Source organism: Sorangiineae bacterium MSr12523 (assembly GCA_037157775.1).
Taxonomy (GTDB): Bacteria; Myxococcota_A; Polyangia; order Polyangiales; family Polyangiaceae; genus Pendulispora; species Pendulispora brunnea.
In genome coordinates this window covers 5,624,052-5,645,261 of sequence record CP089982.1, presented here as the reverse complement: position 1 = coordinate 5,645,261, position 21,210 = coordinate 5,624,052, and the positions used below count along the sequence as shown (strand labels likewise).

Sequence of the window (21,210 nt, the reverse complement as noted above, 5' to 3'; positions counted from 1 at the left end):
CTCTTGCGTAGATGCAACGGGCGATGCTCCAAGCCGTCGTTCCGTTTCGCAAAGTTGGAAGGCAAAATCTCACTTTTGAAAGGATTCAAGGCGAGCGCAATCGCTAAACCTCGAGAAATTCGCGCATGCGCTCCTGGCACGGCCTTCGCTCTATAGGCGGACGGCATCGCGTTGACGGCCTTCCCCCCCCGGGCCCTGCGCGGTGCCTTTTTTATTTTGTCCTGCGTCGGACCCGCAGAAGAAGGAAACCGCCAGGACGCCAGGATCGCCAGGGGAAACGGCTTTTTTTTGTTTTAAGAACAAAAAATCAGAGGCCAGGGTCGGTTCAAACTGGCGACCCTGGCGTCCTGGCGGTTCCCTCTTCTACGACGCTTCAGGAAAGCGCCGGGGCTCGGCGGTGGCGCCAGGGGAAGCGTTCTTCGATCTGGCGGGCGACGGCGAGCAGCAGGCCCTCGGAGAACATGCGGCCGGCGATCTGAAGGCCGATGGGGCGCCCATCTTGCGTGAGGCCGATGGGAAGGCTGATCGCGGGTAGCCCCGTCAGGTTGAAGATCGCCGTGTAGCCGGCGATTTGGGCGGCGGCGGCGAAGGCCTGCTCGGGCGGCAGATCGCGGAAGGCACCGACGCGCGGGGCGGGCTGTGGCACGGTGGGCGTGAGCCAGAGATCCACGCTCTCGAGCGTGGGGCGCCAGCGCGCGTCGAGGGAGGCGTGAAGCTCCTTCATGGCGGTGCGCGGGTGCTTTCGACTCGACTCGACGAGCCATCGCGTGATGGGCTGCGTGTTCTTCCATCGCGCGAACGGAAAGGTGCTGACCAAGGTTTGCCAGAGCGGCGCGAACTCCTCCACCGTGCCCTCGAGTTGGGGGCCGGGCTCGACGTGGTGGCCGAGGGCCTGGAGTTCTTTGGCAATGCGTTCGACCGCGGCGACGATCTCGGGGTGCGTGTCGGCGAGGGGCGTGCGCGTGAGCACGCGGATCTGCAGCCCCGACGGGCGCTCGCGCGCGAGCTCCGCGAAGGGACGCGGTGGGGGAGGCGCCCAATGCGGGCGTCCGAAGGAGACCTCGGACATCACGTCGAGCATCGCGGCGACGTCGTCCACGGTGTGGGCCATGGGCCCGGAGGTGTACAGGATCCGCTCATCGGGGGCGCCGAACGCGTTGCGCAAACGCCCGCGCGACGGTTTGAGCCCCACCAGATGGCAAAAGGCCGAGGGGATACGAATGGAGCCCCCGCCGTCCGAACCTTGTGCGACGGGGAGCATGCCCGCGGCGAGGGCCGCGCCCGATCCGCCGCTGGAGCCGCCGGCGCTGTGGTCGAGTGACCAGGGATTGCGCGTGGGCGGGTGGATATCCGGCTCGGTGACCGGCATGGCACCGATTTCCGAGGTGGCCAGCTTGCCCAGGAAGACGAACCCCGCGCGCCGTAGCGGCTGCACGGTGTAGTCGTCCACGGGAAGCACCACGGGCAGCGATCCACGCGAGCCCCATCGCGTGACCGTGCCCCGCACGATGTTCAAATCTTTGATGCCGATGGGCACGCCGTGAAAGACGGGCAGATCGCGCCGGCCATTGCGGCGCAGGAGCCAATCTTTCCACCGCGCGGATGCGATCGCGCGGCGCGCCTGGACGCTGACGAAGGCGTTGATCTTCGGATCGAGCCGCTCGATCCGTTTCAAATAGCCGCGGACCAGTTCCTCGCTGGAGACCTTGCCGTCTCGAAGGAGTTCGACTTGCTCGAGCGCGCTCGCATCCAGAACGTCATCCATGGTGCGCCACAATATGAGGGGAGCCTCACGTTTTGGCAAGCCGCTTGGCGCGCTGGGCATTTGCAACGAAAGCGAGCCCTTGGGCATTCAGCTCCACATCGAGGGCCAAATGCTTCTTTTCCGCCTCGCCAAAGGCGGGGGCCTCCTCGGCAATGGCGTTCTCCCAGGCCCGCGCGAGCCGGGCGGTCATCTGTTCGAGCGACTCGTCGCCGCGTGATGCCTCTTCGACCCAAGCCCCCGCGCGCTCCACGAAGCGAAGGAGCTGCGGGGCGATGGCGGGCGGGTTTTCGAACGGGCCGAAGTGCGTCGGGCAGACGTAGCGCTCTCCGAGCGAGAGGACGCGCTCGATGCTGGCTTTCGCGGCCGCGGCGTCGAAGTTCGTGGGGCTGGTGGAGGGGATGGCGAACAGGCCGTGCTTCTGCAGGGCAGGGTAGATGACCCCGAAGGTGTCGCCGGTGTAGACGGTCTCGAGCCGCGGATCGTCGACGATGAAGTGGTGATTCGCGTGCCCCGAGGTGTGAAACACGGTCAAGGTGGCGTCGCCGAGTGGCACGCTCTCACCGTCCTCGAGGGTGCGGACCCGCTCCTTGGGAATCGGAGCGATCTCTCCATAGAGCTGGCGAAAGCGTTCTTCGCCGTAGACCGCGGTGGCGCTCTGTACGAGCTTTTCCGGGTCGATGAGGTGCCGCGCCGCCCGCGGGTGCGCGAGCAAGATGGCATTTGGACACGCCGCCACGAGTGCACTGGCACCGGCGGCGTGATCGAGGTGGGCGTGCGTGACCAGGATCCAGCGCACATCCTCGGGCTTTTTTCCCTGGGTGCGCAGCGCTGCGAGCAGTTTTGGGAGCGCGTGCGCCGTGTGCGCCTCGATGAAAGCGCACTCGTCGCCGGCAATGCGGAGGTAACAGGCGGTGAACTGAGGCGTGATGTCGCTGTCGACGGTGATGCGCTCGTGCTTCGTCATGGGCCGAGTCTAGGGCCTTCTCGGGGCCCTCGACATCTGGCCTGCCATCTGGACTTGACGATGTGCCGTCTTACACGGCGAGGCGAGGGCGCGTGGCGAGGGCGTTTTCAATCGTGGCGAGCGCCTCGCGAAGTTCGTCGCCCTCGAGGGGAAGCCGGGGAGGCCGCACGCGGGAGGTGCCGCGGCCGACGCGCTCCTGCGTCAGTTTGATGAGCTGAACGAACTTGGGAAGCGTATCCATCCGCAACAGCGGAGCGAACCAGCTGTAAAGCTCCGACGTTTCCCGCTCGCGGCGCTCCTGCGCGTAACGATAGAGCGCGACCGACTCGGCGGGGAAGGCATTGACCAGGCAGGCGATCCATCCACTGGCACCCGCACGGACGGCTTCGACGATGGTGTCCTCCACACAGACGACAATCTCGAGTCGGGGCCCGAGCAAATCCCGGATGGCACCAATGCGCGAGGCATCGATGACCGGCTCCTTGAGGGCTTCCAGATGTGGGAACTCCGCGGCCAGCTCCGCAATGTGCTCGGGCCGGAACTCGACCCGATGCGGGGGGCGGTGGTTGTAAAGCATGCACGGCAGATCGGTGGCACCCATCACGGCGGAGACGTGGGCGCGGATCTCGCGCCAATCGTTCCCGTGGTCGTAGGGCGGGGTCACCATCAACCCGCGGCATCCCACGGCGCGCGCATGCTTGGCCATCGCGATGGCCTCGGGTGTACCAAGTGCCGAAATTCTGGGCAGAACCGGTACACGTTCGCCGACGGCACCGACACACGTCTCGAGCACCTGGCGCTTTTCCGCGTGCGACAAGGTCGACGACTCGCCCAAAGAGCCCACGGGCACGATGCCAACGACGCCGTGCTCCGCGAGCCAGCGGCAATGATCGGCAAGCGCACCGTGATCGATCGTCAAATCGGCATTGAACGGTGTGGTGATGGCCGAGATGACGCCTTTCCACACGGCGCGTGCCGTTCTGCGTCTACCTCTGGAACTTGGGGCCGAAGAGGGGCCCCGACCCGGTACGGAACTTGGGACGAGTTCGGAAGACTCCAGCTTCATGGGAAACAACCTCCCCGACTCTTTCGGTGAATCCAAAAGATTCCAACTAGGATCTATAATTCACTCAAGGTCTCGCGCTACGCATTGCATCACGCCCAGGTCCGCATGCCGCCTTCATTGGGAAGTGATGCGCAAATTGCGAGTTTGTCGCGAGATGATGCCGGGTATCCCGCAAGGGCATCCGCAGAATTGGGGTGGAGCTCACATTGCACCACTGCAGATCCTCTCATCCGGAACAGCCTTGCGCTGTTTAGCATAAGTTGCACCTAGTCGATTAATTATTTCACGAATGTTTCGAGTTCGAAGTCGGAGTTTGTATTCAGGTGGATATCCAATTATGACAACTATAAGGATGTGCCCTTCGTTGACGCGATGCGGCCGAGCGCAGGTGTGCTTTGCGCCGCACGGCGTAACCGAATTCGGGAAAGTTCACCGATTGATGATTTGTTGCTGAGGGCCGCAGCAACCTATGCTAAGCGAATTGGGTCGTTCCGGATGAGCGGGTTTGCAGCGGCGATGCGATGTGGGCTCGCGTCGACAAGCTGCGGATACCCTTGCGGAACGATCGTTTCACTCTTTCTTGTGGTGCTTTGCGCAAACGGTTCGTGCCGGCCCTGAGCACGTGCGGCGCCCAAAACAACCGCTCTGGAGAGCAAGCCGACTCGCTCAGGCGAGGGAGGAGCTGTGTGCCATGCGTAACGCGATCATGGGGGCCTTTCTGCTCGGGCTGTGCCTGATGAGTGCATCGTGCGCCGCGGATGGATCCGCGCCGTCGAACGATGGACCCGCCGCGCCGGAAACGGCACGGGGGCCGCTGCAAAGCGGCTACTTTCCAGTTGGACGAAACGGCGTCGTTCAAAAGGTGACATACGCCGTCGTCGACGGAGAGAGAATTTTCGAGGGAGATATCATTCTGGATCATACGGAGGCCGCGGGCGGGTTGCATGTGCAAGGACTCGATCCGCAGGGTGTGGCCATCTCGGGCAGCTCGCGGCGCTGGCCGAACAAGGTGATCCCGTACGCGATCGATTCGGGCCTCTCCAATACCGCGCGCGTGTCCGATGCCATTGCGCATTGGGAGAACAAGACGGAGCTCACCTTCGTGAAGCGAACGAGCTCCAATGCCAGCAAGTATCCCGATTATGTCGTTTTCCGCAGCAGCAGCGGGTGTAGCTCCACAGTCGGCCGAAAGGGCGGCGTTCAGTACGTGAACCTCGGGAGCGGCTGCAGCACGGGCAACACCATCCACGAGATTGGCCACGCCGTGGGTCTATGGCACGAGCAATCGCGCGAGGACCGCGACAACTTCGTGACCATCCACTGGGACAACATCGAGGAGGGGATGGAGCACAATTTCGATAAGCACGTCTCCGACGGCGACGATATCAATGGCTACGACTACGGCTCGATCATGCACTACGGCGAGACCGCGTTCTCGAAGAACGGGGAGCCCACCATCACGACGAAAAACGGCGCCGACGTCGGCCAACGCAGCGCCCTGAGCTCCGGCGACCTCTCCGCCGTCGCGAAGTTGTACCCGTAGCTGATTTGAACCGCCAAGACGCCAAGATGGGTTGGTTTAACACCAACCCCCAAACCTTGGCGCTCTTGGCGTCTTGGCGGTTGGCCTCTCTCGGCGCTTCGATCAACGCCAGACGGCGCGGCGGGGGATGCGGTGTTTGGCGTAGCGGGCGCGCTCCTCGTCGTCCGCGTCTTGCGGCAGATCGAACTTGTGCGGGGCGGCGCGGTACTCGGCGAGCCGTTGTGCGTCGGAATGCGCTCGTTCGATCTGCAGCTTGTAGTCCCAGCGGTACATCATGATGAGGTAGCGACCGATCGCGGCGATGACGATGCCGACCGCGATGATGCCCAGCGCCACCCATTTGGACGCAAACAAGCCGAAGGGCGCGAGGACCGCGGCCACCGGAACCATGTAATCGAAATAGCGAAGGTTGCGCTCGAGGGTCTCGCGCCTGGTCTCTAGCTCGTGGATCCAGGCCGCGTATTTCGCCTGTTCTTGTTCCATCTCACCCGATATTTCTAGGTCCGACCGGCGACGGTGGCAACGGGGGGAGGGCGCCCGAAAATCGCTTGAAAGTCCGCTCGCGGTGCAACGGTCACCGCAATGTCCAGGGCATGTTCTCCGCCCCCGAGGAGAACGCCCCGGAGCGGAATGACGTCGTCGTAATCGCGACCCCAGCCGAGCGTGATGTGCTCGAGCGAAGGGAACACCGCGTTGGTCGGATCGGCATCGACCCAACCCACGTCGGGGCAATACACGGAGACCCAGGCATGCGAGGCGTCGGCGCCGACCATGCGCGGCCGCCCGGGCGGCGGTCGGGTGAGAACGTAGCCACTGACGTAGCGCGCCGCGAGGCCCATCGAGCGCAGGCACGAGAGCATCAAATGGGCGAAGTCCTGGCAGACGCCGCGGCGAAGGGCGAACACGTCCATGACGGGGGTCGAAACCGTCGTCGCCTTCGGGTCGAAGGTGAACTCGTCGTGGATCCGGTTCATCAGCGCCCGGACACCCGTGAGAAGCGGTGCGCCGGGCGGGAAACAGGCGCTGGTCCAGGCGGCGAGCTCGCGCTTGTTGCGCACGCGGCGCGATTCGAAGAGAAAGCGCGCCGCCTCCAGATCGGCCGGGTGCGGGCGTTGACGGGCATGGTAGGAAAGCCGGGCACGGACCTCGTCCCAAGGCGGCGTGTCCTCGTCGTCCGGGTAGATGCGCTCGGTGAGCCCCACCCACGACTCCGCGACCACCGAGAGCTCCGCATGGTCGGCCTCGATGCAGAGCGAGGTGGAGGGGTTGCCGAACGCGTCATGCCCGATGGCCAGGATTTCCGGCTCCGGGGTGACCGTGAGCGTGTGCGCGCGGCAAACTTGGTACGAGGTCTCGCGCGGGGCCAAATGGACGATCTGGCGCGAGAGCCCCACGGGCTGATCGTACCGGTAACGCGTTTCGTGGACGACGACGTACTCGCGGATCACTGCGCCTCGATGCCCACCGGCACCGGGGTGCCCGCATGGGTGAAAAAGCGGCGCTGCAGCTCGTCGGACAAGCCGAAGGCGGCGCGCTCGATGCGAAGGAGGAGCCCGGCCAGCTCGGTGCACGAAGCTTCGAGCACCTCGCCGGCCTCCGCCTGGAACCCCCCGAGCGGCGTATGGCGCAAAGCCTCGCCCAACGGCGCGAGGGCATGGAGCCCGAGATCGCGCTCTTGGACGAGCAAAAGGTCGCGGATCTGAAAGGCGACGGCGTGCGGGTTGGTGTCGTCGAGAACGACGAGGTGCAGCACCGGCAAAAGCTCGGGCGTGCGGCGGTAGAGCGCGCGGAAGGTGACGATGCTGTTCGTCGCCTCGAGCAGCCATTCCAGCGCGTCGACCCGCTCGGCGGCGGAGGCCCCGAGGACGTGCGCCACGATGCCCGCCACGTGGGCGAGCCGCTCGAGCCGGCGCCCCAAGACGAGGAATTGCCAGCTTTCGTCGCGGGTCATGTCGTCCAGCGCGAAACCGGCCAGCGACACGCAGGTCATCATGATGTCGTCGAGCGACTCCAAGGCGTAGCCCAGGGAGGCGTCGGGGCCGGGCAGCCTCTGTTGCAGCCGATGAAAGAGGTGCCAGTTGTCCGTGGACATGCGCTCGCGCACATGGTTCGCGCACGCGTGCAAGCGCAGCACGTTGGCCGCGAGGCCGCCTTGCACCTGGGGATCGACCACGGCGGCGATGAAGTCGCGGGCATCGAGCTCGTCGCCCTTGGCGAAAATCTTGAGCCGATCGCTCACCGACGCCAGCGATCGAAGCGCGGGCTCGGACTCGGGATCGGCATCCGCGAGGCGCACGAGGGCGGCGCGAAGCAAGCGCGCAATACCCTCGCAGCGCTCGGTGTAGCGCCCCATCCAGTACAAATTTTCCCCGACGCGCGAGGGGATGAAGGCCACGCTGCGCACGACGTCGTCCGCGCCGAGACGCGGCCGGCGGAGCGAGACGCGCGTCACCGGCCGATCGGCGAGCATCCACGTGTCCTTGCTCGAGCCGCCCCACTGCATGGAGACCACGTCGCCATCGTACTGGGCCACGCGGGTCAGGGCGCCGGGCATGACGGTGTAGCCATTGGCGGTGGCCACCGCGAAGACGCGCAAGGTGGCCGATCGTGCGTGCATGCGGCTGCGCCGCGAATGCGGTGCCTTGTCGTGCTTCTCGTGTTCGCGTTCCCGCCCCCACGTGGGCGCGTGCGAAAGGCGCACCCATTCTTGGGCAACGTACGCGTGGGGTTGCGCCTGCAGCCGCGCGATCAACTGGGCGCGCGCAAGCTCGTCGAGCGTGTGCCCGAAGACGGCCTCCATGCGGATGGACGGGTACGACGGCTTGATGACCAGCTCGTCGAGGTGCTCGATGACGTACTCCAGCGCCGGCGCCTCGCCGCACCACCAGGTGGCGATGGACGGCATGCCGAGCTTCTCGCCGAAGAGCCGCTCGCTCACCGCAGGGTAGAAGCCAGCCAGCGCCCCCGTCTCGAGCACCCCGCTTCCGAGCGCGTTCGCGATGACCACGTTGCCCGCGCGAATCGCATGCAAGAGGCCAGGAATGCCCAGTGCGGAGTCGGCGCGCAGTTCGACGGGATCGCAGTAGTCTCCATCGAGCCGGCGCAGGATGGCGTGAACGCGGCGCAGGCCGCGCAGCGTCTTCAGGTAGACCGAGTCGCCGCGCACGATGAGATCCTGGCCCTCGACCAGCGGGAAGCCGAGGTAGCGCGCCAGGAACGAGTGCTCGAAGTACGTCTCGTTGTACGGGCCCGGCGTGAGGAGCACCGCGAGCGGCGCCTCGCCACCGCGCGTGGGCGAAAGGCGGTACAACGAGTCCTGGAGCGCGCTGAAAAACGGTGCCAGCGGCTCGACGTGCAGCTCGCGGAAGGCGTCCGGGAACGCGCGCGCCAAGGTCATGCGGTTCTGCAGCGCGTAGCCTGCGCCGGAGGGACCGCCGGTGCGGTCTGCGAGGACCCACCAATGGCCATCGGGCGAGCGCGCCAGGTCCGCGGCGTAGACATGGAGGCCCGTGGGGGCCGTCACACCGTGCAGCGGCCAGAGAAAACTGCGCTGGCCGAAGACGAGCGCGGGAGGGATGAGCCCTTCCGCGAGCAAGGTCTGCGGTCCGTACAGATCCGCGAGCACGGCATTGAGAAGGCGCGCACGCTGCGCGACCGCGGAGGCGATGGCGCGCCACTCGTTCGCGGGCAGGATGAGCGGCAAAAGATCGAGCTCCCACGGGCGGCTCGCGCCCTTGGGGTCCGCATAGACGTTGTACGTCACGCCGTCGGATGCGATGGCATCGTTGACGAAGCGACAGCGCCGCTGCATCGTCTCCAGCGGCAGGGCGTCGAGGTGCGCGAGGAACGCGCGCCAATGCGGCCGCGGGCTGCCGGCATCGTCCAGCATTTCATCGTAACGGTGCTCGCCCATCGCCTAGGTTTTACGCAGATCCAGCGTGAACGGGAAGTCCGCGCTGGGGACGGCGGGGCGCACCTCCATGCGGCCGGGCGTGTGGCCGATGCGGAAGAAGCGCGCGCGACGGCGCCCCTCGGCCTCGAGCGCATTGATGGGGCGAATGTCGTGGGCGCGCCCGCCGGGATGGCTCACGTGGTACTCGCAACCGCCGAGGCTGCGCTTCATCCAGGTGTCCACCAAGTCGAACACGAGCGGGGCGTGCACGCCGATGTGCGGATGCAGGCACCGCGGCGGTTGCCACGCGCGGTAGCGCACGCCGGAGACGAATTCGCCGTTGGTGCCCGTCGGATGCAGGGGCAGGGCGCGGCCGTTGCACGTGACGACATAGCGCTCGGGCGCCATCCCGCGGGCGATGATCTGCAGCCGCTCGAGCGACGAGTCGACGTAGCGCGCCGTCCCGCTCGCCGTCGCATCCTCGCCCATGACGTGCCACGGTTCGAGCGCGCCGCGCAGTTCGAGCTCCACGGCGCGGGTCGCGAAGTCGCCGTACTTGGGAAAGCGGAACTCGAAGTGCGGCGCAAACCACGCGGTTTCCAGCGGATAGCCGCCCGCGCGCAGGTCGCTGACCACGTCCTCGAAGTCCTGCCAGACGAAGAACGGCAGCATGAAGCGATCGTGCAGCTCGGTGCCCCAACGCGCGAGACGCTCCGGCGCGTACGGCGTCTTCCAGAAGCGCGCGATCAAGGTGCGCAAGAGAAGCTGCTGCGTCAGGCTCATGCGCGCGTGGGGCGGCATCTCGAAGGCGCGCAACTCGAGCAAGCCATGCCGGCCGGACACGCCGTCCGGCGAGAACAGCTTGTCGATGCAGAACTCCGCGCGGTGCGTGTTGCCCGTGACGTCCGTGAGCAAATCACGGAAGAGGCGATCGACCAGCCAGGGCGGGGGAACCTCGCCTCCATCCGAGTAGCCGCGCAGCTTGCGCGAGACCTCGCGAAAGGCGACCTCGATTTCGAAAATGGAGTCGTTGCGGGCCTCATCGATGCGCGGCGCCTGCGACGTCGGGCCGATGAACATGCCCGAAAAGAGGAACGACAGCGACGGGTGCTGGTGAAAATAGCCGATGAGGCTGCGCAGAAGATCCGGCCGGCGCAAGAACGGCGAATCGTTCACCGTCGCGCCGCCGAGCACCACGTGGTTGCCTCCGCCCGTTCCCACGTGGCGGCCATCGAGCATGAACTTTTCCGCCGACAACCGCGATTCGCGCGCCGCCTCGTAAAGGTGCGTCGTGTGATCGACGAGCTCGTCCCAGTTCGTGGCGGGGTGGATGTTCACCTCGATGACGCCGGGATCGGGCGTGACGCTCAGTTGCGCGAGGCGCGCATCGCGTGGCGGCGGGTAGCCTTCGACGAGGATGGGCACGTGGAGCGACTCGGCGGTGGCTTCGATGGCCGCCACCAAGGCCACGTAGTCATCCAAGGTTCGCGTCGGCGGCAGAAAGAGGTAGAGCACCCCATTGCGCGGCTCCGCGCACAAGGCGGTGAATGGCGGGTACCCATGCTTGACGCCCGTGCCCTCGGCGACCGGCGCATCCGGCCGTTGAAAGCGCAGCTCCGCCCGCGCAGGAAGCCGCGAGACCGGTTGCGCGGGATCGGGCGGAGAAATGGCCTCGCGGTCCTCGGGCGCAATCCAGGTGCGCGCATCGAGCGGCAGCCGGAAGCCCATGGGCGAGTCGCCCGGCACGAGGTAGCAGCGCTTCGCGCGGAAGGTCCACGGACCGGTTTTCCACGCCCCGTAGGCATCGCGATCGATGGGCAGCGCATAGCCGACGACCTTGTCGAGCCCCACCGTGAAGATGCGCCGCAGGCGCTCACGCTCCAGCGGATCGTCGAGCTTCGAATCGAAGGGGTCGACGTTGATGGGCAGCTGCCGCTCGCGCCAGAGGTAATAGTAGACGTCCTCGAATGCCGGAAACGCGCACCCGGGATCGATGCCCAGGCGCGTGGCCACCTCGTGCAAGAAGCGGCCGGCCACCGCATCGTCCGCGCCGCTCGGCGCATGCTCGTCGGCCACGAGCGCGCGCTCCTTCCAGAGCGGCTCGCCGTCGCGTCGCCAGAACAGGTTCAGCGCCCAGCGCGGCAGCGGCTCGCCCGGGTACCATTTGCCCTGGCCGAAGTGCACGAGCCCCTGCGGCGCGTATTTGTCGCGCAGCCGGTGGTACAGATCCGCCGCGAGGCGCTTCTTGGTCGGCCCCATGGCCGCGGTGTTCCACTCCTCGCCGTCGAGATCCTCGGACGACACGAAGGTGGGCTCGCCGCCCATGGTGAGGCGCACGTCGCCCTGCGCGAGCTCCGCATCCACCGCATGGCCCAGCTCGACGATGGAGCCCCATTGCTCGTCGGTGTACGGCTTCTGGACGCGCGGCGTCTCGACGATGCGCGTAACGGTCATCTCGTGCTCGAACGTGGACTCGCACTTCTCGAGCAGCCCGCTCACCGGTGCCGCAAGCTGCGGCTCCGCCGTGCATGCGAGCGGCAGATGGCCTTCGCCGGCGAGAAGACCCGAGGTGGGGTCGAGTCCGATCCACCCCGCGCCGGGCAAGTACACCTCGCACCACGCGTGCAGATCGACGAAGTCCTTGCTCGGCCCTTCCGGGCCCTCGAGCGGTTTCACGTCCGCGGTGAGCTGGACGAGGTAACCCGACGTAAAGCGCGCCGCCAAGCCGAGGCGCCGCAGGATCTGCACGAGCAGCCAGCCCGTATCGCGGCACGAGCCCGATGCCTTCTCCAGCGTTTCTTCGGGCGTCTGCAGCCCCGGCTCGAGCCGGATGTTGTACGCGATCTGCTCGCACAGCCGCTGGTTCAAGCTCACCAGGAAGTCGTTCGTCGAACGCGATTCGCGCGAGATGCTCTCCACGAGGGCATCGAGCCGCGGCGACCCCGGCCCAATGCGCAAGTACGGTGCGAGCTCGTCACGGAGCACGGGATCGTAGTCGAAGGGCCACTTCTCGGCGGACGGCTCGAGGAAAAAGTCGAACGGGTTCATCGCCGACATCTCGGCGACGAGATCGACCTCGATGGAGAACTCGTCCGTACGCTCCGGAAAGACCAGGCGCGCGATGTAGTTCGACTGCGGATCCTGCTGCCAATTCACGAAATGCGGATGCGGCAGGACCTTGAGCGAGTAGCCCAGGATGCGGGAGCGACAATGCGGCGCGGGTCGAAGGCGCACGCTTTGAGGGCCCAGCGTTATTGGACGATCGTAGCGGTAGCTCGTGCGATGATGCAGGGCGACGTGGATGGACATCGGCTGAGGTCAATCTACGCGCAAAGCCGAGCGATCGATGAAAGTTTTCCACTGCGATCATTGCGACCAGCTCCTCTTTTTCGAGAATGTTAACTGCGTGCGCTGCAGGCGTACGCTCGCGTACGTGCCCGAGGTGGGCTTGACGTCGCTGGATCCGGCGGGTCGCCATCGCTGGACCTCGCCGGTGGCGCCTGGGACCATGTTTCGGCTGTGCGCGAATTACTCGCAGCACAATGTATGCAACTGGGCCATTCCCATTCCGAAACGCGGCCACAAGCGAGAGGCGAGTAACGCTCTCTGCCGTGCCTGCCTGCTCACGCGGACCATTCCGAACCTGTCGCGCGAAGGAAACATCCGTCTCTGGTACAAGCTGGAGGTGGCCAAGCGGCGCTTGGTTTACACGCTCGATCAACTCGGGCTGCCGTACCAGACCAAGCACGAGGACCCCAAAGCGGGCCTGGCGTTCGAGTTCCTGGAGGACGCACCGGGTGGGCCCGACGGGAATGGCGCCTGCGTGCTCACCGGCCACGCCGACGGCGTGATCACGATCAACGTCGCCGAGGCCAACGATGCCGAGCGCGTGAAGCGGCGCACGGAGCTCGGGGAGCCCTATCGGACCCTGCTCGGTCATTTTCGGCACGAGGTGGGGCACTACTATTGGGACCGCTTGATCCGCGACGATCCGAAGCGCCTCGGGGCCTTCCGCGCGCTCTTCGGCGACGAGCAGGCGGACTACCAGGAGGCGCTGAAGCGCCATTACGAGCAAGGGCCCGCGAAGGATTGGCAGGATCGCTACGTGAGCGCGTACGCGACCATGCATCCCTGGGAAGACTGGGCCGAGACGTGGGCGCACTACCTTCACATGAGCGACACCTTGGAGACGGCGGCGGCGTGCGGGATTGCGCTGGTGCCATCACGGCGGGACGAGCCCACGGTGAAAAAGGTGCCCGATCCCATCGCGGAAGACGTCTCGTTCGAGCGCATGATCACGAGCTGGAGCGCCGTGACCTATGCGCTCAACAATTTGAACCGCGGGATGGGCCACGATGATGCATACCCCTTCGTGCTCTCGACGGAGGCGGTGAAGAAGCTGCGTTTCGTGCACCAAACCGTGGGCGCCGCCACGTAGTTACGGCTTTCGCGCGCAGCGGAAGCCGACATCGCTGTTGGCCGGAGGCTCGGCGGTCGAAAAGGCGAACGTGACGCCGCGCACGGTCGAGCGCAGACGTTCGGGGGACTCGTCGTTCCAGCTTCCACCGCGCGTCGCATAGGTGTCCTCGAGCCGCGGATCGGGTCGCGTATTTTCGCGGGTGCACAGCGGATCCTGCAGAAATCCACCGTTGGTCAATTGCCAGCAGGGATCCGTCTCGACGCTCACGTTGTCGAGGACGTACTCGGAGAGGTTGCCCGCCAGATCGAGAATGGCGCCGGTTCGCAGCGGCAGGCGATCGAGCTTTCTCACCGTATCGTCGGTCCACGCGATGGGTCCCGTGCTCGACTGCGGGCAAATGAGGAGCTCCGGCCGCACACCCCACACGGCTTCACCGCATTTGGGCGGAGGCCGTCCCCAAACGAAGGGAGAGCTCTTGGTGCTGCTGGCCACGTATTCGAACTGCGCTTCCGTCGGGAGGGTTTTTCCCTGATCGTGGCAATATTCGAGCGCCGCGCTCTTGAGAATGCAATTGACGGGCAGGTCACGGTTCGGGCGGCCGTACGTGCAGAAGTTCGTACCGGGAGCATTTTGTTCATCCCAGAGGACCAGAAAGCTTTTGGGATCTTTCTTGGTTCGCGCGGCCCAGTCCGCGATCGCGCCGATGGTGACCTCGTGGGCGTCGAGGAAGAAGGGAGAGAGCACGATCAGGCGTGGCGAGAGGTTCAAAAGGTCGCCCGAGCTTCGGCTCGATCCCATGAAGAAGGCGCCGCCTGGCACGCACACTTCGTCTTTGTTCGCGGGCCCCGCACATGGCGTCCGACGGGCCGGCGCCCACGTGCCCACGTGCCCGCGGGTGATGGAACCGGGGGAGGCCGTGGTCGGCGCGTTCAAGGTTCCATTCGGTGAGCCGACGCGCACGGTTTCGAGAAGGACGTTCACGGACACGGCCCCCTCGGCTGGAACGGGCGGCAGCCGTGCCACCACATCGATCGTCGTCTGCGGGGACGTGTCGCCGTCGACGAGATCCATGCCGCGATAAAGCCGCACGCGCACCCTGTCGACGTTGCCGCGCACGGTGACCGAGGCGGCGTTGGTGAAGAGGTCCTCGCGCGCCTCGAATTCGCGCACACAGCTGCTGCAAGGCTCCTGATCCGTCGGCGAGAAAAATTCGACCCGGAGCTTGTCGAAGAGGGCCGGCGGACGCAAATCGAGGGGCGCGTCTCGCGGCTTGGAAAGAAGCGGTGCGTCCGTATCGATGTAAAAGACGATGTGCCCTTCCTGCGTGCTGTCCGAGCAGGCGACCCCCGACACGGCCAACACCGCGGACACCTGCAGCGTCGTGGCGAAGATACGCGCCGTCCTCACGGGACGACCACGCCCCAACCGAGGCTCCCGCCGCCCACGGGCTCGCGGTTGTCGGGGCGCGTGATGGCGTAGGTGCCCACGACGGCACCGGTTACCAGAATGGCAGCCCCGGTCCAGAACCACCATCGGCTGAAGATCGATGGGTTGCTCTCGACCAAGCTGGCGCGAAGATCGGTCTGCTCGCCGGCGCGCAGGTTCACGCGCGCCTCGTACGGCTCGAAGCCGGGATGCTTGACCACGACTTTGTGGCTGCCCGCGGGGCGAAGGACGTCCACCGGTGCAGGCCCCACGTCCATGCCATCGACGCGCACGATGGCGCGGGGCTGGCTCGACGAAATGTGGATCTGGGCCGGCAGCTGGGTCAGCTCGATGCGCCGCGATACGGAATTGCCCGGGGAAAAGTTCTGGCGGACGACAGCATCCTCGAAGCCCGGACGGGCGAAGGTGATCACGTGCATGCCGGGATCGAGGAGCACCACGAAAGGGCCACGCGGACTGGGATCGCCCAGGCCCGGCGGGCGGATGCCTGCGGCGTACTCCGGCGATTTCGCATTTTTTTCGAGCGGGCGCCCGTCCACGGTCACACGCGAGCCTTCGGGGGTGACCTCCAGGGTAAGGCGCACCAGCAGCCGATCGAGCTCACCGAGGAAGCCTTTGGCATCCGAGACGAGGTCGCGGGGCAGGGCGTTTCCGCCTGCGGCCGCGTTCTCGTCGAGCGCGCTGGCAAAGGTGCGAAAGGCGCGCGTGTAGCGCCCCATGGCGCGCTCGCATGCGCCGATGTTGAACGTGGCAATCGGGTGCGGGCTCAGTTCGCGTGCCCGCTCGAAGGCCGCCAACGCCCCGGCCCATTGGGCCTGGTTTACGAGGGCCTTGCCCTGCGCGAACGCGGCATCCGCTTCGGCGGTCTTCGATTGCGCGAACGCAAACGACGAAGAAAGAAGGAGAAAAACGACGACGACGAGGGGGCGCATCCAAATTTCCAAAAGCTATGGTTTGTAAGGCGATTCTCCATAGACCCCGCCGGGCAGGCGTGAGGTAGAAGCGCTCGGCGCGGTCGCACCCGCGGGCGGTGCGGAGGATGGAGGGCGCCGGAGCGGGGCTGCATGGGCGCGCGGACTCGGCGCCGCCTTCACCGGGGGCGGCGCGGCATCTTCGGGCGCGGCCATGGCCACCGATGGCGCAGGTGCCGCTGGCTCGATGGTCGCGACGGGCGCCGTCGAGGGAGGCGGCGAGGGGACGACCGGCGCTTGTTCCACTGTCGGCGACGGAGGCAGCAAGAGAAAGGCGCCCGCCATGGCCGTCGCGGCGATGAGCGCGCCGAGCCCCCACAGAGCACGCGATGCACGCGGCCTTCGGGGCGGCGTCACATGGGTGGGGGCCGTCGATTCCACCCCGGAAAGCTCCGAGAGCACCCGGATCAATCCGGAGAGATCCTTGGGTCGCTGCTCCTTGTCGCGGGCCAGCATGCGATCCACCAACGTCGTCAGGTCGGCGGGCAAATCACGGCGCACGCTGGCCAGCGGCGCGACGGCTCCCATGGTGATGGCTTTGAGGATCTGGCCCACGTTCTCGCCGTCGAATGGCCGGCGCCCGGCGAGGCATTGATGCAGAATCACACCGAGCGACCAAATGTCCGCCCGGTGATCCATTTCCTTGTCGCCGAACACCTGCTCCGGCGCCATATAATAAGGTGTACCCAGCAGATCGCCCGTGGTGGTGAGGCCCGCGGTCTTGGCGGCGTCGCCCGAAACGGCGGTGAGCTTGGCGATGCCGAAGTCGAGAACCTTCACCTCTCCGCCCTGGTTGGGTGGCGATTCGCGGCAGAGAAAGATGTTCTCCGGCTTCAAGTCGCGGTGCACGACCCCGTTCCGGTGCGCCGTCTCCACGGCATCCGCCACCTGGGTCATGATGCGCGCGAGATCGCCCAAGGGAATCGTACCCTCGCGAGCAAGCCGGGCACTCAAGGGTTCGCCGACGAGCCAGTCCATCACCATGACGGGCGGATCGTCCCCCTCGTGCAGAATGTCGTAGATGGTCACGACGTTGGGGTGCTTGAGCGCCCCCACGATGCGGGCCTCGCGCAGAAACCGCCGCGTGTGCTCGGCCCCTTTGCGCTTGAGAAATTTGAGCGCCACAGGTCTGCGGGTCACGGTGTGGCGGGCACCCCAAACTGCGCCCATCCCGCCTTCGCCCAGCACGGTCTCCAACTCGTAGCGGCCATAAACCACCGCACCGGGCGCGAGCATCGTCGCGCCCATGGAGCCACTCGAGGGAGACGGAGACCGACCGGGCATCAAGGGTAGGTCATGTTAGCTTGAGGTAAGAACGGCGTCGATTTCCCCAAGCGAGGGTCGCTGGGTTCGTTCCACGGAAAGCATCCGGGTAACCAAGCTCGTCACCGGCCCGGGTAGATGTGGTGCGACATCGGCCAGTTGAAGGATCCTGCCGCTGGCGAACGCCCGGATGGCGTGCCCCAACGTGCGGCCCTCGAAGGGACGCTGCCCCGAAAGGCATTCGAAGGCCATCACGCCGAGTGACCACACGTCGGCCCGCACGTCGATGTCCTTTTCGCCAAACAGCTGCTCGGGGGCCATGTAGGTCGGCGTCCCCAAGATGTGACCGCTGCGCGTCAATTCCGCGGTGGCCGCGCACCCTCCTTCGACAGCGGTGAGCTTGGCCATGCCGAAGTCGAGCACCTTCACGGTGTCGCCCGTGAGAAAAACATTCTCGGGCTTCAAGTCGCGGTGGATGACACCGTGCGCATGCGCCGCCGCGAGCGCGGCCACGATGGGACGCAGCAGGAGCGAGGTCTGATTCCACGGAATCGTTCCCAGGCGGCGCATGGGCGCGCGCAAGGATTCGCCGCGGAGCAAATCCATGACGATGACCGGCGGCAGGCCCTGCGCTTCGAATGCCTCGTGAACGTGCACGATGTTCGGGTGGCGAAGCGCTGCGGTGACCCGCGCCTCGCGAAGGAAGCGTTTGGCCCGGGCGGGCTCGCTCGTTTTGAGGAACTTGAGCGCAAAGTGGCCGCCCTGCTTCACGTGGGTGGCCGACCAAACGATGCCAAGACCACCTTGGCCGAGGAATCGCTCGAGGCGGTACGGTCCAACGATGGCCCCGCCCCAGAGGGCCCGGACGTCGGTCGCTTCCGCCTGGCCGTCGTCCGGCAGGTCCGCCGTGGACGCCACGAGGCTGCCTTCTTCGGCCAGGCACCGGGCGAGCTCCGCGACCAGGTGCCGGCAGTCCGAGCACACATCCAGGTGCGCTTGCAAGGTCTTTTGACGACTCGTCTCGGCAGCCCCGTCGTTCTCGAACAGAGCCATCAGATCGTTGTCATCGAGGCATGCAGACGAAGCCATCGGAGCCTCATAGCGTACTACACTAAGACGCATGGTCTCCGTCTCCGGTGTCTCGTCCCTCGCAGCGTCGCTCCTTGCGCATGCGAAAGGCGGACTCGGCGACGAACTTCGGAAGGTCGACGACTTGGACGGGGTGCTCGCGGATCTGGTGGCGAAAGCGCGTGGGACCTGGCCCGATCTCGAGGTGACCGAGGAAGCTTTCATGCGGCACATCGCCGCAGTGCTGGAGACGGCCGAAGCTTTGCCGGCGCTTTTTGCGAGCGACCTGTATTTGGCTCTGGCCTGCGCGCAGGGGCATCCGCGGGCGCTGGCGCACTTCGATCGCACCTTTTTGAAGCCCGCGTCGGTGCACGTGCGCAGCGCGAAAATGAGTCACGTGGATCCGGCCGACGTGGAGCAGTTGCTCCGGGAGAAGCTTTTCGTGGCCGACGCGGCGAACCAGCGCCCGGCCAAAATATCGACGTACGGCGGGCGCGGTCCGCTCGCGGCGTGGGTGCGGGTGGCGGCCACGCGGGTGGCGCTCAGCCTTCAGCGCAGCGCCACCACGAAAGCCCACGATGCGGACATCGAAGCGCTCTACACGTTCGCGGCGGCGGACAACCCCGAGCTGGATCACCTGCGCGCGAAGTACACGGACGCGTTTCGCATCGCATTCCACGACGCGCTGGCGGATCTCACGTCGGAAGAGCGAAACGTGCTGCGCCTTTCCATCGTGGACCACCTGCCGGCCGAGGCCATCGCGCGCGTCTTCGGCGTCCACCGCGCCACGATCACGCGACGCATCGCCAACGCGCGCGATGCCCTCTTCGACGGCATGCGCCGCCGCCTCGCCGAGCGGCTGCAGCTGAATCAAGCCGAATTCGAGAGCGTGATGGGGGTGCTCTTGAGCGAATTCGACGTCAGCGTCCAGCGCGTGCTCGCCGAGATGAAGAGCACCGTCTAGGTGCCTTCTACGGCGCGTTCGCGGTCTGCAGCTTTTTCAGCACGACGCCGGCCACATTGTGTACGGCAACGTCGTGCGCCTCGCCAAGGAGGTCGCGTGCGTCCTGCGCGATTTTCGGCGAGAGGCGCTCATCGCTGGGCGGATCGTGGGTGGCGAACACGCTTCCGTCGCGCAGCTCCGGCGGATCGACATACAGCCGATTGAGCACGTGCTGCCATGCCGCATCGATCCGCTCCGGCGTTGCACCCGCCGTCGCCCCCGACCGAAGCGGGGCGACGAGGTATTCCCAGGCCAGGAGCTTCTGCGTCTGCAGCCGGGTTCGGGCCGCCGCATCGCCGGACGGATGCGCGCGCAACCATTTGGCGACCTTGTTGAGCGTTGTGTGCGGGAGATCATCGGACTTGGCGGTGAGATAGGCGGTCAATTCCTCCCGGTACTTGGGGCCCGCATCCTTGGCCAGTGGGTCGTCGCCCGTGTCGAAACGCGCGCACTCCGGGTCGCTCGTCACGTGGGATTCGTTGCAAAATGGCTGCGAGGGCAGGGCCGCATTCGGGCGCAAGCCGTAGAGATACGCCAGGGCGTCTCGGTCGTAGGCCCCCGGGGTGGTCATGCGACGCCCGTCGTCCACGGTCAGATAGTCCATCACGGACGAGGAGGGCGCCACCAGCGAACCTTTGAAATTGTGCTGCAAGCCGAGCGCATGGCCGATCTCGTGGAGAATGATGAATGTGATGTACGCCTCCACTTGGTCCTTCGCTGCCGGGATCGTGGGGGAACGCGTCGCAGCGGCCTCGGTGAGCACGCGTGAGGGGATATAGATGCTCGCCTGTCGAATTTCGCCCGTATTCGGGTTCGTCCGCCGGAAGGCTTCGGGGAGGCGTCCGAACGCCGTAGCTGCGTCGAAATACACGAGGTTGGTGTCGAAGCGGTCGACCGGCTCGCCGTCCTTTGCCACCTCCGCGGACAGAGCCTCGAAGCCGAATAGCTGATTCCAATTCGTAATGCCTCGCTGGGCGGCGCCGAGAATGTCGTATTGCGGATGATCTTTCTGTGCCTTCGAAAATTCGCTCGAAAGGACCCACCGAATGGGCTTCATTCCCGGATGAATCGGCCAGTGCGCGGCCAAATTCGATATTCCACCGTCATCACGCTGCCACGCCGGACCGTAAAACGCGGAGGACGGCATGGATAGACGTTGGAACACAGGCGATTCCACATAACGCCGAAACGAAAGACCCAACGTTGCCGGGCTGCGCGAGGGGGCGGGCGATGAGTCCCCGGTGCAGGTCTCCTCGAACGTGGCGCCGTCGCTCAACGGTCGAAAGTTCCCCGACTTTACCGAGGCGGGTTTGCACTGCGGCGTCAGGAGTTTCCAGAAGTCCGTCATACCGAGCAGGCCGTCCCCTTTCGCGGAGTCCACGACGATGTAGCCATCCCGCGTCGCGACGTTTACCGGCACGATGGGGTAATCCCCGATGACCCGCTCGGAGGTGCCGGCCTTCGCATCGTCCGAGGCGTCCAAGACGGTGAGCTTTCCATTTCGTTCACGGAAGGTCACCACGTGCAGGTCGCTCGGATTGGCCCAGCCGCTGCCGTCCATTTTCAGAAAGATATCGAGAAACCACTTCTCGTGCAGCGCCTCCTTGCTGACCGCGAGATAAGACGTGGTCGACTTATCGGAGATTGCCAAGAACGACGGATTTTCCGAGACCGTATTTCCGGCCCCCGAATCCGAGCAGGCCGCCAAGGTGGCGACCGAAGACAAGACGAAAAAACCAATCGTCGTGAAACTACAACTCATGAATTGCTCCGCAAAACAAAAGATTTGAAAACAAGCCTATTGCGGTG

At 65.7% G+C, this 21,210-nt stretch carries 15 protein-coding genes; 3 read left to right on the top strand and 12 right to left on the bottom strand.

Features of this window, described 5'->3' with window-relative positions; translation table 11 throughout:
• Nucleotides 1–373: 373 nt before the first annotated feature.
• From LZC95_21565 to LZC95_21555, 3 genes are all read right to left on the bottom strand, one after another.
• The gene (locus tag LZC95_21565) at nucleotides 374–1,765 is read right to left on the bottom strand and encodes an amidase (protein ID WXA99396.1); all 1,392 of its coding nucleotides are present in this window, start codon (nucleotides 1,763–1,765) and stop codon (nucleotides 374–376) included.
• A 25-nt stretch (nucleotides 1,766–1,790) separates the two neighbouring features.
• A complete protein-coding gene (locus LZC95_21560; protein ID WXA99395.1) occupies nucleotides 1,791–2,729 on the bottom strand; it encodes an MBL fold metallo-hydrolase in 939 nt (312 codons plus the stop codon).
• A 70-nt stretch (nucleotides 2,730–2,799) separates the two neighbouring features.
• Nucleotides 2,800–3,696 carry a dihydrodipicolinate synthase family protein gene (locus LZC95_21555; protein WXA99394.1) on the bottom strand — a complete coding sequence of 299 codons (897 nt, stop codon included), beginning with the start codon at nucleotides 3,694–3,696 and terminating at the stop codon, nucleotides 2,800–2,802.
• Between the two features lie 790 nt (nucleotides 3,697–4,486).
• Between LZC95_21555 and LZC95_21550 the strand changes: the two genes are divergently transcribed.
• Nucleotides 4,487–5,338, top strand: coding sequence for a M12 family metallopeptidase (locus tag LZC95_21550; protein ID WXA99393.1), 852 nt, complete (start codon nucleotides 4,487–4,489; stop codon nucleotides 5,336–5,338).
• A gap of 102 nt (nucleotides 5,339–5,440) precedes the next feature.
• On the opposite strand, the gene LZC95_21545 is transcribed toward LZC95_21550, so the two are convergent.
• The 4 genes from LZC95_21545 to LZC95_21530 are packed head-to-tail and all read right to left on the bottom strand — an operon-like array spanning nucleotide 5,441 to nucleotide 12,539.
• The gene (locus LZC95_21545) at nucleotides 5,441–5,821 is read right to left on the bottom strand and encodes a hypothetical protein (GenBank protein WXA99392.1); all 381 of its coding nucleotides are present in this window, start codon (nucleotides 5,819–5,821) and stop codon (nucleotides 5,441–5,443) included.
• A 14-nt stretch (nucleotides 5,822–5,835) separates the two neighbouring features.
• Nucleotides 5,836–6,786: a transglutaminase family protein gene (locus tag LZC95_21540; GenBank protein ID WXA99391.1), complete on the bottom strand. Its 951-nt coding sequence runs from the start codon at nucleotides 6,784–6,786 to the stop codon at nucleotides 5,836–5,838.
• Nucleotides 6,783–9,251, bottom strand: coding sequence for a circularly permuted type 2 ATP-grasp protein (locus tag LZC95_21535; GenBank protein WXA99390.1), 2,469 nt, complete (start codon nucleotides 9,249–9,251; stop codon nucleotides 6,783–6,785). The genes LZC95_21540 and LZC95_21535 overlap by 4 nt, the downstream gene beginning before the upstream one ends.
• Nucleotides 9,252–9,254: 3 nt before the next feature.
• Entirely contained in the window at nucleotides 9,255–12,539 is a 3,285-nt protein-coding gene (locus tag LZC95_21530) for a transglutaminase family protein (GenBank protein ID WXA99389.1), read from the bottom strand.
• Between the two features lie 97 nt (nucleotides 12,540–12,636).
• Here LZC95_21530 and LZC95_21525 point away from each other — a divergent pair, with 97 nt between their 5' ends.
• Nucleotides 12,637–13,668, top strand: a complete 1,032-nt coding sequence (locus LZC95_21525; protein ID WXA99388.1) for a putative zinc-binding peptidase — start codon at nucleotides 12,637–12,639, stop codon at nucleotides 13,666–13,668.
• Here LZC95_21525 and LZC95_21520 read toward each other — a convergent pair whose 3' ends face one another.
• From LZC95_21520 to LZC95_21505, 4 genes are read right to left on the bottom strand one after another with little or no spacing between them, the layout of a single operon-like run.
• A complete protein-coding gene (locus tag LZC95_21520) occupies nucleotides 13,669–15,057 on the bottom strand; it encodes a formylglycine-generating enzyme family protein (protein WXA99387.1) in 1,389 nt (462 codons plus the stop codon). It abuts the gene before it with no gap.
• Complete coding sequence (locus LZC95_21515; protein ID WXA99386.1) at nucleotides 15,054–16,028, bottom strand: PEGA domain-containing protein; 975 nt, start codon at nucleotides 16,026–16,028, stop codon at nucleotides 15,054–15,056. Before LZC95_21515 ends, LZC95_21520 begins: the two co-directional genes overlap by 4 nt.
• Before the next feature lie 15 nt (nucleotides 16,029–16,043).
• Complete coding sequence (locus LZC95_21510; protein ID WXA99385.1) at nucleotides 16,044–17,315, bottom strand: serine/threonine protein kinase; 1,272 nt, start codon at nucleotides 17,313–17,315, stop codon at nucleotides 16,044–16,046.
• Between the two features lie 51 nt (nucleotides 17,316–17,366).
• A complete protein-coding gene (locus tag LZC95_21505; protein WXA99384.1) occupies nucleotides 17,367–18,419 on the bottom strand; it encodes a serine/threonine protein kinase in 1,053 nt (350 codons plus the stop codon).
• A 31-nt stretch (nucleotides 18,420–18,450) separates the two neighbouring features.
• On the opposite strand from LZC95_21505, the gene LZC95_21500 reads away from it, so the two are divergent.
• Nucleotides 18,451–19,362, top strand: a complete 912-nt coding sequence (locus tag LZC95_21500) for a transcriptional regulator (protein WXA99383.1) — start codon at nucleotides 18,451–18,453, stop codon at nucleotides 19,360–19,362.
• 7 nt (nucleotides 19,363–19,369) lie between these two features.
• Here the strand turns inward: LZC95_21500 and LZC95_21495 are convergent, their stop codons facing one another.
• Complete coding sequence (locus LZC95_21495) at nucleotides 19,370–21,163, bottom strand: zinc-dependent metalloprotease (GenBank protein WXA99382.1); 1,794 nt, start codon at nucleotides 21,161–21,163, stop codon at nucleotides 19,370–19,372.
• Between the last annotated feature and the right edge of the window lie 47 nt (nucleotides 21,164–21,210).

What these genes read in the sequence shown, in the direction of transcription:
- LZC95_21495 (WXA99382.1), bottom strand. Translation starts at nt 21,163, where the DNA reads ATGAGTTGTAGTTTCACGACGATTGGTTTTTTCGTCTTGTCTTCGGTC.
- LZC95_21545 (WXA99392.1), bottom strand. Translation starts at nt 5,821, where the DNA reads ATGGAACAAGAACAGGCGAAATACGCGGCCTGGATCCACGAGCTAGAG.
- LZC95_21500 (WXA99383.1), top strand. Translation starts at nt 18,451, where the DNA reads ATGGTCTCCGTCTCCGGTGTCTCGTCCCTCGCAGCGTCGCTCCTTGCG.
- LZC95_21550 (WXA99393.1), top strand. Translation starts at nt 4,487, where the DNA reads ATGCGTAACGCGATCATGGGGGCCTTTCTGCTCGGGCTGTGCCTGATG.
- LZC95_21565 (WXA99396.1), bottom strand. Translation starts at nt 1,765, where the DNA reads ATGGATGACGTTCTGGATGCGAGCGCGCTCGAGCAAGTCGAACTCCTT.
- LZC95_21530 (WXA99389.1), bottom strand. Translation starts at nt 12,539, where the DNA reads ATGTCCATCCACGTCGCCCTGCATCATCGCACGAGCTACCGCTACGAT.
- LZC95_21505 (WXA99384.1), bottom strand. Translation starts at nt 18,419, where the DNA reads ATGGCTTCGTCTGCATGCCTCGATGACAACGATCTGATGGCTCTGTTC.
- LZC95_21510 (WXA99385.1), bottom strand. Translation starts at nt 17,315, where the DNA reads ATGGGCGCGACGATGCTCGCGCCCGGTGCGGTGGTTTATGGCCGCTAC.
- LZC95_21560 (WXA99395.1), bottom strand. Translation starts at nt 2,729, where the DNA reads ATGACGAAGCACGAGCGCATCACCGTCGACAGCGACATCACGCCTCAG.
- LZC95_21535 (WXA99390.1), bottom strand. Translation starts at nt 9,251, where the DNA reads ATGGGCGAGCACCGTTACGATGAAATGCTGGACGATGCCGGCAGCCCG.
- LZC95_21515 (WXA99386.1), bottom strand. Translation starts at nt 16,028, where the DNA reads ATGCGCCCCCTCGTCGTCGTCGTTTTTCTCCTTCTTTCTTCGTCGTTT.